General features: G+C 67.8%; 8 protein-coding genes. 4 read left to right on the forward strand and 4 right to left on the reverse strand.

Annotated elements, in window-relative coordinates:
* Window positions 1-3: 3 nt before the first annotated feature.
* The 3 genes from IGS74_RS01390 (at window position 4) to ada (ending at window position 3,186) form a co-directional block, all read left to right on the forward strand.
* Entirely contained in the window at window positions 4-795 is a 792-nt protein-coding gene (locus IGS74_RS01390; protein WP_192388752.1) for an ABC transporter ATP-binding protein, read from the forward strand.
* A 10-nt stretch (window positions 796-805) separates the two neighbouring features.
* On the forward strand, window positions 806-2,032 hold the full coding sequence (locus IGS74_RS01395; RefSeq protein ID WP_192388754.1) for an AMP-binding protein: 1,227 nt from the start codon (window positions 806-808) through the stop codon (window positions 2,030-2,032).
* A 95-nt stretch (window positions 2,033-2,127) separates the two neighbouring features.
* Window positions 2,128-3,186 carry a bifunctional DNA-binding transcriptional regulator/O6-methylguanine-DNA methyltransferase Ada gene (gene ada / locus IGS74_RS01400; RefSeq protein ID WP_192388756.1) on the forward strand — a complete coding sequence of 353 codons (1,059 nt, stop codon included), beginning with the start codon at window positions 2,128-2,130 and terminating at the stop codon, window positions 3,184-3,186.
* 24 nt (window positions 3,187-3,210) lie between these two features.
* Here the strand turns inward: ada and IGS74_RS01405 are convergent, their stop codons facing one another.
* From IGS74_RS01405 to IGS74_RS01415, 3 genes are all read right to left on the reverse strand, one after another.
* Window positions 3,211-6,348, reverse strand: coding sequence for an efflux RND transporter permease subunit (locus tag IGS74_RS01405; protein WP_192388758.1), 3,138 nt, complete (start codon window positions 6,346-6,348; stop codon window positions 3,211-3,213).
* Window positions 6,349-6,354: 6 nt separating this feature from the next.
* Window positions 6,355-7,473: an efflux RND transporter periplasmic adaptor subunit gene (locus IGS74_RS01410; RefSeq protein ID WP_192388760.1), complete on the reverse strand. Its 1,119-nt coding sequence runs from the start codon at window positions 7,471-7,473 to the stop codon at window positions 6,355-6,357.
* Window positions 7,474-7,585: 112 nt separating this feature from the next.
* A complete protein-coding gene (locus IGS74_RS01415) occupies window positions 7,586-10,225 on the reverse strand; it encodes a bifunctional acetate--CoA ligase family protein/GNAT family N-acetyltransferase (RefSeq protein ID WP_192388762.1) in 2,640 nt (879 codons plus the stop codon).
* Window positions 10,226-10,309: 84 nt separating this feature from the next.
* Here IGS74_RS01415 and IGS74_RS01420 point away from each other — a divergent pair, with 84 nt between their 5' ends.
* Window positions 10,310-11,260, forward strand: coding sequence for a ring-cleaving dioxygenase (locus IGS74_RS01420; RefSeq protein ID WP_192388764.1), 951 nt, complete (start codon window positions 10,310-10,312; stop codon window positions 11,258-11,260).
* On the opposite strand, the gene IGS74_RS01425 is transcribed toward IGS74_RS01420, so the two are convergent.
* The gene (locus IGS74_RS01425; RefSeq protein ID WP_192388766.1) at window positions 11,235-12,467 is read right to left on the reverse strand and encodes an FAD-dependent oxidoreductase; all 1,233 of its coding nucleotides are present in this window, start codon (window positions 12,465-12,467) and stop codon (window positions 11,235-11,237) included. The genes IGS74_RS01420 and IGS74_RS01425 overlap by 26 nt on opposite strands.
* Window positions 12,468-12,550 lie beyond the last annotated feature (83 nt).

Consider the following 12,550-nt stretch of genomic DNA (forward strand, 5'->3'; position numbering starts at 1 on the left):
ACCATGGCGCTGCTGACGCTCTCCAACGTCGAAGTCGTCTACGACAAGGTCTTCCTGGCCATAAAGGGCGTATCGATGAGCATCGAAGAGGGCGGCATGATCGCCCTTCTCGGCGCCAACGGGGCCGGCAAGTCTACCACGCTGAAGGCGATTTCCGGCCTGCTCGGGCCGGAACGCGGCGCCGTGACGCGCGGCGAAATCCGCTTCGCCGACCGCAACCTGCTGGCCCTGGGCCCGCCGGCGCGGGTGGATGCGGGGCTGGTGCACGTTCTGGAAGGGCGGCGCATCTTCGGGCACCTGACGCCCGATGAAAACCTTGTCGCGGCCTATCCTTTGACGGGGTCTCGCGCCCGGCTCGACGAACTGCGAGAGCGTGTCTACGCCTATTTCCCGCGCCTGAAGGAGCGCGCCCGGTCGAAGGCAGGCTACCTCTCGGGCGGCGAGCAGCAGATGCTGGCCATCGGCCGCGCGCTGATGACCAGCCCGAAGCTCTTGATGCTGGACGAGCCGAGCCTCGGCCTGTCGCCGCTTCTGGTATCGGAAATCTTTGCGATGATCCGCGACATCAACCGGGAGGAAGGGTTGTCGGTGCTTCTGGTGGAACAGAACGCCGCCGCCGCGCTGGAAATCGTCGACCACGCCTATCTGATCGAAAACGGTCATGTGGTGATGGACGGCAGCGCCGACGCGCTGCGCTCCAACCCGGATGTGCAGGAATTCTACCTCGGCGGGCATGGCAAGGTGGATTATCATAGCGTCAAGCATTACCGGCGTCGCAAGCGCTGGCTGGCATGAGGGTGGGCTGATGTGGCGTTTCGACCCCGATCTGGAAGGGCGCAGGCCGGAGACCCGGCAGGCGGAGCAATTCCTGCATCTGCGCGCGCTCCTGTCGCGCGCGATGGCCGAGGCGCCGGGCTGGCGGCAACGGCTTGCCGGCATCGACCTGGACGGAATCGTCGCGCCGCCGGACCTTGCGCGCCTGCCATTGCTGCGCAAGTCGGACCTGCCGGCATTGCAACAGGCCGATCCACCCTTCGGCGGCCTGACCCTGTCGAAGCCCGGACGTCTCGCAAGGTTGTATCTGTCGCCCGGCCCGATCGCCGATCCCGAAGGGTCCGGGCCCGACTGGTGGGGCGCGGCGCGGGCCTTTCATGCCCTGGGCCTCAAGCCCGGCGACATCGTCCACAATGCGTTCTCCTACCACCTCACGCCGGCCGGGACGATGTTCGAAAGCGGCGCGCATGCACTGGGATGCGCCGTCATACCGGCGGGCACCGGCGGCACCGAAGGCCAGTTGGACGCCATGGCGCGCTTCCGGCCGACGGCCTATTGCGGCACGCCGGATTTCCTGAAGATCCTGATCGACAAGGCTGGGGAAACGGCAAGGGACGTCAGCTTCCTGACACGAGCATTGGTGTCCGGCGCCGCCCTGCCGCCATCGCTGCGCGCCACGCTGGAAGGCCATGGGCTGACGGTTCGCCAGGCATTCGGCACGGCGGACCTCGGCATCGTGGCGTACGAGACAGGCGCGCCCGAACACGGCATGGTCGTGGGCGAGGACGTGATCGTGGAGATCGTCGCGCCGGGCACCGGGGAGCCGCTGCCGGACGGCGAGGTGGGCGAACTGGTGATCACGCGGCTGAACGCCGACTATCCGCTGTTCCGCTTCGCTACCGGCGACCTGTCCGCCTTCATGACGGAGCCCGTGCCGGACGGCCGGACCAACCGGCGCATCCGTGGCTGGATGGGGCGTGCCGACCAGGCGACCAAGGTGCGCGGCATGTTCGTGCGGCCGGAGCAGATCGCCGAGATCGGCCGGCGACACCCCGGCCTGAAGCGGCTGCGGCTCGTGGTCAGCCGTACCGACGAACGGGACGAGATGCGGCTTCTTGCCGAAAGCGCGGAGACGGGCATCGACGCCGCATTGCGCGAGACGCTTGCCGATGTGACGAAGCTCAAGGGTGCGGTCTCCATCGTCGCGCCCGGCACGCTGCCGCAGGACGGCAAGGTTATCTCCGACGAACGCGGATAGGACCGCAAGAACCGGGATGCGGCGCGAAGGCCGGGCCGGCATTCTCATGGCAGTCGACGATCGAAGGGGCTATCCTGCCCCGCAAGGAGACCGCCATGTTGTCACGTGACGACGATCAATTCTGGCAGGCCGTGAAGATGCGCGACGCAGCCTTCGACGGCCGCTTCGTCTATGCCGTCCGCACGACCGGCGTCTACTGCCGCCCGTCCTGCGCCTCGCGCCCGAAGCGGCGCGAGAATGTGTCCTTCCACCCGGACGCTTCGGCCGCCGAGGCGGCCGGCTTCCGGGCCTGCCTTCGCTGCCGCCCGCACGAAACCCGGCCCGATGCCGCACTGGACGACATGGTCGCTGCGGCCTGCCAGCACATCGAGGCTGCCGAGACAGAGCCGACCCTGGCGCAGTTGTCGGCGGCGGCGGGCTACAGCCCCTTCCATTTCCAACGGCTGTTCAAGGATCGTATCGGGCTGACGCCGAAGCAATATGCGAAGGCACGCCGCAAGCTGCGGCTGCGCGACGGCCTTGCCGGCGCCGCATCGGTGACGGATGCCATCTACGCGGCCGGCTATGGCGCCAGCTCGCGCGCCTATGATGACGGCGACGGGCTGGGCATGACGCCGCGAAGCTTTCTTCGGGGCGCCAGGGGCGAGCGTATCGTCCACGCTATGGCGCGCTCCAGCCTGGGCCCGCTGCTGGTGGCGGCGACTGCGCGCGGCATCTGCATGATCGAGTTCGGAGAAGAGCCCCTGTTGCTCCAGCGGCTTGCCGCGCGGTTTCCCGGCGCCGAACTGGCCGCCGGAGACGCGGCCTTTGCCGATCTCGTCGCGCGTGTCGTCGCCCTTGTGGATGCGCCGGGCTCGACCAGCGAAGGCCTGCCGCTGGATATCAGGGGTACTGCCTTCCAGGAGCGTGTCTGGCAGGCTCTGATGCGGATTCCCGCCGGGGAGACGGTCAGCTATGCCGGGCTTGCCGAGCGGATCGGCCGCCCCGGATCGGCGCGGGCCGTGGCACGGGCCTGTGCCGGCAATGGTATCGCGGTCGCAATACCCTGCCACCGCGTGGTCCGCGGCGATGGCGACATCTCCGGCTATCGCTGGGGGGTCGAGCGCAAGCGCGCCCTTCTGGACGCGGAGCGCCTCGCTTCGAAGCCCCGATAGGAAGCGGCCGGCGCTGGCGGGGGCTTACGCCCCCGTGGCGTGCTGCTCGTCCGGCGCCTTCGGCAGACGTTTCGAGACGCGGCGCGCCAGGCCATCCAGGAAGGTCAGGATGACCGGCACGAAGATCAGCGTCAGCACCGTGGACGAGATCAGCCCGCCGATCACTGCATGGGCCATCGGCGCGCGTTGCTCCCCTCCTTCGCCGAGGCCCAGCGCCAGCGGCAGCATGCCGAAGATCATCGCCAGCGTGGTCATGACGATGGGGCGCAGCCGTACCGCACCCGCCTCGGCAAGGCTGTCGCGCAGCGACAGTCCGCGCGCGCGCCCCTGGTTGGAGTAATCCACCAGCAGGATCGCGTTCTTGGTGACGAGGCCCATCAGCATGATGAAACCGATGATCGAGAAGATGTTGAGCGTAGAGCCCGTCACCAGCAGGCCGACGAGCACGCCGATGAGCGACAGCGGCAGCGTCATCATGATGGCGAGCGGCTGGATGAAGGAGCCGAACTGGGAGGCGAGGATCAGGTAGATGAAGATCACCGCCAGCGACAGCGCCTCCACCGCATAGCCCATGCTTTCGGCCATGTCCTCGGCCTCGCCGCCGAAGACGATCCGGTATCCCGCCGGCACGTCGACGGCCGCGATCTCGCGCGTCAGATCGGCGGTGACGTCGCCCAGCGCCCTGCCCTGCACATTGGCCGAGATGCGGATTTCCCGCGAGAGGTCCTTGCGGGTGATCGATTCCGGTGCGACGCTTTCGATAACGTCCGCCACCTGCGACAGGAGAACGGTCGTCGGCCGCCCGTCCTCGCCGGTACGCCCTGTGGTCAGCGACAGGTTGCGAAGCTGGTCGGCGACCTCCCGGCCCTCGCGCGGCAGCCGCACCACGACGTCGTAGCTTTCGCCGTCCGGCGCATTCCAGACCGATATGGCGTCGCCCGCGATCAGCGGCCGCAGCGTTTCACCCACGGCCTCGATGGATACGCCAAGGTCGCTGGCCGCCTCGCGCCGGACCCGGATGGCATAGGTCGGCTTTTCGTTGTCGATCGAGGATTCCACCTCGACCGCGCCCGGTATCGCCTGCAGCCGTGTCTTGATCTCGTCCGAAATGCGCCGAAGCTCCTCCGGCCCGTCGCCCAGAACCGACACCTGAAGGGGTTTGGAAGCGGCGCCCCCGCCACCGTCGCCCATCGAGCTCTGGTTCACCGAAACCTCGAGGCCCGCCACGGAGGACAGGCGGTGGCGGATGGGCTCCGCGATGGCGCTGGTGGAGATGGATCGATCGCGCGCCGGCACCAGTTGCACGGCCACATTGGCGGCATTGACGCCGCGCGCACCGCCGGCGTTGATGGTGGAATAGAAGCTCTGAACCTCTGGAAACTCGCGCAGCGCGGCCTCCACCTGCCGCACCTTGATGCCCATGTAGTCGAGCGATGAGCCCTGCGGACCCTCCACATAGACCGAGAACTCACCATTGTCGCTCGGCGGCAGGAACTCGCCGCCGATCCGCGGCACCAGCATGAGGCTGCCGACGAAAATGGCGACTGCAGCAAATACCGTCAGGTAGCGATGCCGGAAACTCCAGTGGATGACCGACTTGTAGCGCACCGCCAGTCCTTCGAAGGCACGGTCGAAACGCGCCACCAGGCGGCCCAGCAGACCGCGTTTCGCATTGGGCGCCGTCGCCGGGTCGTACCAGACGCTCGACAACATCGGATCGAGCGTAAAGGCGACGAACAGCGAGATGAGGACCGCAACCGAGACGGTGACGCCGAACTGCAGGAAGAACCGGCCGATGATGCCGCCCATGAAGGCGACGGGAAGGAACACGGCGACGATGCACAGGGTCGTCGCTACGACGGCGAGGCCGATCTCGTTGGTGCCGTCCAGCGCCGCCTGCTTGTGGCTCTTGCCCATGTTCAGGTGCCGCGTGATGTTTTCCCGCACCACGATGGCGTCGTCGATCAGAATGCCGATGGACAGCGACAGGGCCATCAGCGTCATGGTGTTGAGCGTGAACCCCAGGAAATACATGACGGCGAACGTGCCGATGACGGAGATCGGCAGCGTCAGGCCGGTGATGACGGTCGAGCGCCAGGAATTGAGGAACAGGAAGACGATCAGCACCGTCAGCACGCCACCCTCGATGAGCGTGCGCTGTACCTCCGCCGCCTGAAGCGCGATGGGCCGCGAATTGTCGCGGCTGACCGTCAGCGTCAGGCCCTCGGGCGACAGCTCGCGCGCCAGCACGTCGACTTCGGACCGAAGAGCCTCGGCCACGGCCACCGTGTTGGCGCCCTGCACCTTCACCACGTCGACGCCCAGCGCGCGGACGCCGTTGTAGCTGGCGGCGCTGGTCAGCTCGGCCCCGCCGTCCACCACTTCGGCTACATCCGACAGATAGATCGGATAGCCATTGTCCTGCGCGACGATGATCTGCGGAAAATCGGTGACATCGGAAAGCCGGCCCTCCACCGTCACGATGCGCTGCCCGATGCCCGAGATCAGCGTGCCGGCGGCCCGGTCCTGGTTTTCGCGGCGTATCGCCGCCATGACCGTCGATACCGAAATGCCGTAGGCCTCCAGCCGCTCGGGGTCCATCAGAACGAGGACCTGGCGCGGGCTGCCGCCGACGATGGTCACCTGTCCGACGCCGGGAAGCACGCTGAGGCGGTTGACGATCACCTTGTCGGCCAGCGTCGTCATTTCCGGCAGGCTGCGGCTGTCCGAAAAGACCGCGACCGACAGAATCGGCTGGTCGTCGGGGTTGAAGCGCGTCACCTGCGGGGTATCGACCTCGTCCGGGAAGACGGCGTCCAGCCGTGCCACCCGGTCACGCACCTCCTGCGCCGCCGCGCGCGAGTCGACGTCGAGGTCGAACTGGATGACGACGACGGAGCGCCCCTCGTAGCTGTCGGAGGTGATGGTATCGATGCCGCCGATCGTGTTGACTTCGGTCTCGATGCGCCGCGTCACCTCGCTTTCCACCGTTTCGGGCGAGGCGCCCTCATAGGCGGTGACAACCACCACGACCGGCAGGTCGACCTCCGGAAACAGGTCGACCCCCAGCCGGTTGAACGAGAACAGGCCGACCACCAGGATGGCCAGCATCATCATGGTGGCGAAGACGGGATGGCCGACGCTGACGCGGGTCAGGAACATGCGGTGTCAGGCCCCGATTTCGATGGCGGTGTCGGCCTTCAGCGCCGGCAGCGGCGCGACGACCACCGTATCGCCCGGCGCCAGGCCTTCGGTGAAGGCCAGAAGCCCCTGCCGGGGCGGCACGGGATCCACCGTCACGGCCTGGCGGACCAGCCGGCCGTCGACGACCTTCAGGACGAACTCACCGGCTTCGTCGCGCCGCAGGGCGGTTTCCGGCAGGGCGATGACGTCGCTGCGGCTGCCCGTGTCGAGGGTGCCCGTGGCGAACATCCCGCCCCTCAGGAGCCCGTCCTCGTTGGGCAGTTCCAGATAGACGCGGACCGTGCGCGAGCCTTCCACGGCGGTCGGCGCGATGCGCACGACCCGTGCCTCGAAGGTCCGGGCGGGCAGGCCGTTGATGGTCAGCCGGGCGATTTGTCCGGGCCGCACGTCGGCGACGCTGCCGGCCGGCACGCCGGCTTCCACTTCGATGATGTCGAGGTCCACCATCGAGAGCAGCTCGGTATTGATGGCGACGGTCTGCCCCGGCTCGACCCGGCGCTCGGATATGACGCCGGCAAAGGGTGCCCGCACCGTGCCGTCCGCCAGGTTGCGATCCGCATCCGCAACTTCCGCGTCGAGCCCGCGCAACTGGGCCTCGAGGTTGGCCACGTTGGCCTCCGCCTCCAGCCGCACCGCCTCGGACGAGATGCCGCTGAGCCCAAGCCGGGCGCTGCGCGCCAGAACCGCCTGCGCCTGTCGAAGCTGCGCCTGCATCGCATCGCGCGAGGCACGACGCGCCGCCAGCGTGCTCTCCAGGGGAACGAGGTCGAATTGCAGCAGCACGTCGTCCTGCTCAACGGATTGCCCGATCTTCACCGCGACATCCTCGATCGTGCCCGACACCTGCGCCGCGATGATGGTGCGGCGTGCCGGCCGGAGCGTCCCGGTGATCCGCAGATCGGCGGCGATGGTCTGGCTTTCGACGAGAGCCACCTCGACCGGAGAAAGCTCCAGCGGGCGCTCGGCCGTCTGGGTGGCCGTCCCGCCGGCGGCGGGCTCCTGCCCGTCGATTGCGACATAGGCGACGCCCGCCACGAGGGCGACGAGGACGAGGCTGATGAGGAACTTACGCGAACGGGCCATCAGGAAAAGTGCCGGATAAGGGATTCGGGATGCACGGGACAGTGCCCTGCGATGATGGTCTATTAAGGGCCGAAGCTGCGGATGTGAATTCGATTGCCCTCGCAACCGGCTATCAGCGATCGAGCTCCAGCTCGACATGGCGGATCGTCATGTCTTCGCCCGGCGGCTGGCGGACGAAGCCCAGTTCCTGCGCAAGCGCCAGCATAGAGGTGTTCTCGGCCAGCACTTCGGCGAAGACGCGGCGCATGCCCCGTGCCCGGGCATAGGACAGGATCTTCTGCATCAGCGCGTAGCCGAGGCCTTTGCCCTTCTGGTCGGAGCGGACCATGATGCCGAACTCTCCCTCGATGCCTTCCGCGTCCGTCACGATGCGGGCCGCGCCCAGAATGGCGCTCTCCGGGTCGCCGGCCTCCCGGGCCACGAAGGCCATTTCGCGGCTGTAGTCGATTTGCGTAAGGCGGGCCGCAAAGGTGTGCCCGATGTTTCGGATCGGCGCGAAGAAGCGCAGCCGGATATCCTCGGGCGCGCTGCGCGACAGCATGTCGATGAGCGCATTTTCGTCTTCCGGGCGGATCGGCGCGAGCTCGAACGCGCGTCCGCCCCGCAGCGTCACCGTTTCCTCCAGCTCCTGCGGGTATGGCAGGATGGCAAAGCGCGCCGACCCCGCACCCGAGGCGGCACGCACGGCGATGCGCGCATCCAGCGCGACGATGCCGTTGCCATCCGCCAGAAGGGGGTTGATATCCAGCTCCACCAGTTCCGGATGATCCACCAGCATCTGCGACAGCTTCACCAGTGTCGTCGCAAGCTGGCCCACTTCGCCGCCCATCAGCCGCGCGATGCGCGTTCGGCCGATCATTTCGCGCGCCAGCAGCATGTTGAGCGGCGGCAGGCCGATGGCCCGGTCGCGGATCACCTCCGCCGCCGTACCACCCTGCCCGACCACCAGCACCGGCCCGAAGACGGCGTCGAGGCCGACGCCGACGATCACCTCGTGGGCACCATGGCGGCGGATCATCTTCTGGACGGAGAAGCCCTCGATCCGCGCGTCGGGACGAAACTCGGCAACCCGCTTCAGCATGTGCAGGGCCGCGTCGCGCACCGACTCGGCGCTATCCAGCTCCAGCCGCACGCCCCCGACATCGGATTTGTGCACGATATCGTCCGACAGGATCTTCAGCACCACCGGAAAGCCGATCCGCGCGGCGATTTCCGCCGCCATCTCCGGGTCCGGCGCAGTGCCCGTCGCCGCCGTCGGAATGCCGTAGGCCGCCAGGAATGCCAGGGCCTCGGGCGCGCTCAGCACCGGGCGGCCGGCACGCAGCGCGCCCGCGATCACCGCAGCGGCCGCGTCCCTGTCCACCCGCTCTGCCACCAAAGCGGGCGGTGTTTCCATGAGCATGTCCTGGTTGTGGCGATAATTGACGAGCTGCATGAAGGCGCGCACCGCCTCGTCCGGCGTATCGTAGGTCGGCACGCCCCGTTCGGCGAAGAGCCGGCGCGAATCGCGTGCGGCGCGCTCGCCCAGCCAGCATGTGACGACGGGCCGGTTGCGGGTCGCATCCAGCGTCCGGATCGTGGCGCGGGCGGCCTCGACTCCGTCGGCGATGGCCGTCGGGCAGTTCATCACAAGGACGGCGTCCTGCCCATCATCGTCGAGCAAGGCGGACAGCGCGTCGGCATAGCGCGCGTCGTCGGCTTCGCGCAGCATGTCGACGGGGTCGCCCTGCCGCCAGTTGTTTGGAAGGACACCCGACAGGCGCGCCCGCGTGGCATCGGACAGCTCCGCAAGCCGCCCGCCATGGCGTTCCACCGCGTCGGCGGCCAGGATGGCCGCGCCGCCGCCATTGGTCAGGATGGCCAGGCGGTCGCCGCGCGGGCGTATGCCGGATGCCAGGGTGCCCACCGCCTCGAACAATTCGCGAAGCGTGGCCACCTGCAGCATGCCGGCCCGCCGGCAGGCCGCGGCGAAGACGTCCTCCGCATCGGCGAGCTCTTCCATATGCGTCGCCGCGGCGGCTCGCCCGCGCGCCCGGCCGGCCTTGATGACGACGATGGGCTTGGTGCGCGCCGCCAGCCGTGCGGCGGACATGAACTTGCGCGCCTCGGTCACCGTCTCGACGAAGAGAAGGATGGACTTCGTGCGGCCATCGACGGCCAGATAGTCGAGCAGGTCGCCCAGATCCACGTCGCACATGTCGCCCACCGACACGACATGCGAAAAGCCGATGCCGCGCACGTCCGCCCAGTCCAGCACCGCCGTCGCGATGGCCCCCGACTGGCTCACGAAGGCGATATCGCCGTTGCGGGGCCTGAGGTGTGCGAAGCTGGCGTTGATGCCGGCGCGCGGCGAGATGAAGCCGATGCAATTGGGCCCGACGATGCGCAGCGTATGCGGCCGCGCCGCCTCCAGGAGATCGGCGCGCAAGGCCTCGTCCTCGAAGCCGGACGAGATCACCACGGCGGCCCGGCATCCGGCTTCCCCCAGCTGGCCGATCAGCTCCGGCACGCCCGGCGCCGGGGTCGCGATGACGGCAAGGTCGGGCGCGGCGGGCAGCGAGCGCACATCGGGATAGGCGACCGTTGAGCGGATCGCGCTCTCGTGCGGGTTGACCGGCATGACCGGGCCCTTGAAGCCGGCGCCGAACAGGTTGCGCGCCAGCACCTCGCCAACGGAGCGGAAACGGTTGCTGGCGCCGATCAGGGCGATGGCGCGCGGCTGAAACAGCGCATCGAGATTGCGTGTCGACATCGTCGCTCCCGTCGTCCAGGCGGTTTACCTTGACCCCATGTGAAATACTATAGGTTGGCTGCAATGACACCGGACGGAGTAGAAATGACCGGAAGCCCCCTTCACCATGTTTCGATCATCGCCGGCCAGGCGCGCCAGAATCACCAGTTCTATACGGATATCCTCGGGCTGCGCATGGTGAAGCAGACGGTGAATTTCGATGACCCGTCCTCCTACCATCTCTACTACGGGGATGAGGCGGGTACGCCCGGCAGCCTCATCACCTTCTTCCCCTGGGAACACGTCGCCCCCGGCCGGCTGGGTGTCGGCGAAACCCAGGAAACCGTCTTCCGGGTGCCGGAAGGCGCCCTCGGCTTCTGGCTACACCGCTTCCTGGAAAAGGGCGTCGTGCACGAAAGCATCGAGAAGCGGTTCGGCCAATCGGCCTTGCCCTTCCGCGACGTTCACGGAACACGGCTTGCGCTCGTCAGCGTGCCCGGCATGGAGGCCGAGCCCGCCTATACGGGCGGCCCGGTCGCAGCGGATCATGCGATCCGGGGTCTGCATGGGGTGAGCCTGCTTCTGGAGGAAGCCCAGCCCACCGCCGATATCCTGACGGAGGTGTTCGGCTACGAGCGCGGCGCGACCGAGGATACGACCACGCGCTACACCCTGCCCGGAAATCCGAAGGGCGGAACCATCGACATCCGGGCCGTGGGCGGCTTCCTGAAGCCCCGGCCGGGCGGCGGAACGGTGCATCATATCGCCTTCCGCGCCCGCGACGACGACGAGCAGGCCGCGATGGTGAAGCGGCTTTCAGCCGAATTCGGGCTGCAGACGACGGAACAGAAGGAGCGCAAATATTTCCGCTCGGTCTATTTTCGCGAGCCGGGTCACGTCCTGTTCGAGATCGCGACCGACGCCCCCGGCTTTAGTATCGACGAGGCGCCCGACAGCCTTGGCACCCGCCTGATGCTGCCCGAACCGTTCGAGCCGATGCGCGCCGAGATCGAGGCGGAGCTGCCGCCTTTCATGAACGATCGGCCGTCGGCCTGACACCGGCCAGAATCTGCGGCGCAACATGCTCGGGCCTAAAGCCCATGCCGATCAGCCGGCCCGTGACATGCGCCAGCACCGGCCACCGGGCGATCCCCTTCAGGAAGCCGGGGGGCCCGCCCTTGTCCCCGGATGCGCGACGCCGTGCCGCCGCGCTTTGCATCATCAACTGCACCTTCTGCGTGGCGCGCGTCGGAAAGCCGCGCCGCCGCTGGACGGCCGCCAGATCGCGGTCGCCCATCATGCCCGCCAGAAGCGGGCCGGACAGGATATTGGCTGCCGCCACGGCATCCTGGATGGCGAGATTGACCCCGACGCCCCCGATGGGCGACATCGCATGCGCGGCATCGCCGATGCACAGGAGGCCCGGCCGCCACCATTTTTCGAGCCGGTCGATCCGCACGCTCAAAAGATGGACATCGTCCCAGCTCCGCACCTCGTCCAGCCGCTCCGGCGGCAGCGGCGAGAGCTGGCGCACCGCATCGCGGAAGGCTTCCAGCCCCTTTTCCCGATGCGCGTCGAAGCTGCCCTTGCGGACCACGAAGCCGCATTGCCAGTAGTCCCCACGGTCGATCATCACCAGGCCCTGCTGCGGCCCGGCATGGCCCATGGTCTCGGCCGGATCGCCCGGCTGGTGCGACAGGCGAAACCACAGCACGTCGCTGGGGGCTCCGAAGGCACGGGACCTCAGGCCCGACAATCCCCGCAGGATGGAGTTGCGGCCTTCGGCCACTACCGTCAGGTCGGCCCGGAGGTCGCGGCTGCCCTCAGGCGTGCGCACGCGGATGCCGACGACGCGCCCGTCCTCTTCCAGCAACGCTTCCGATTGGGTTTCCATCATCAACCGGAAGCACGGCAGCCGCGAAGCCTCGCCAGACAGGTAGTTCAGGAAATCCCATTGCGGCATGAAGGCGATGTAGCGGGTCGCCACCGGAAGGCGCGAAAAATCCGCCACGCGGAAGGTGGTCCCGGCGATCTCCGCACTGAGGGTTTCGGCTCGCGTATGAGGCAGCTTCAGGAGCCCGTCGATGAGCCCGAGTTCGCGCATCACCTCCAGCGTCGAGGGGTGGATCGTGTCGCCCCGGAAGTCGCGCAGGAAATCCGGGTGCTTCTCCACGACGGTGACGTGGACGCCGGCCCGGGCCATCAGGTAGCCCAGCATCATCCCGGCCGGGCCGCCTCCCGCCACGATACAGGTCTGTGCCATCCGCCTCTCCCTCTTACGTCGAAAGGATCACTTTTCATCGATGCGCCGGGCTGCAAGAACAGCCGCAGCGATACACAATTTCA

It is taken from the genome of Aureimonas sp. OT7 (assembly GCF_014844055.1).
Lineage (GTDB): Bacteria > Pseudomonadota > Alphaproteobacteria > Rhizobiales > Rhizobiaceae > Aureimonas > Aureimonas altamirensis_A.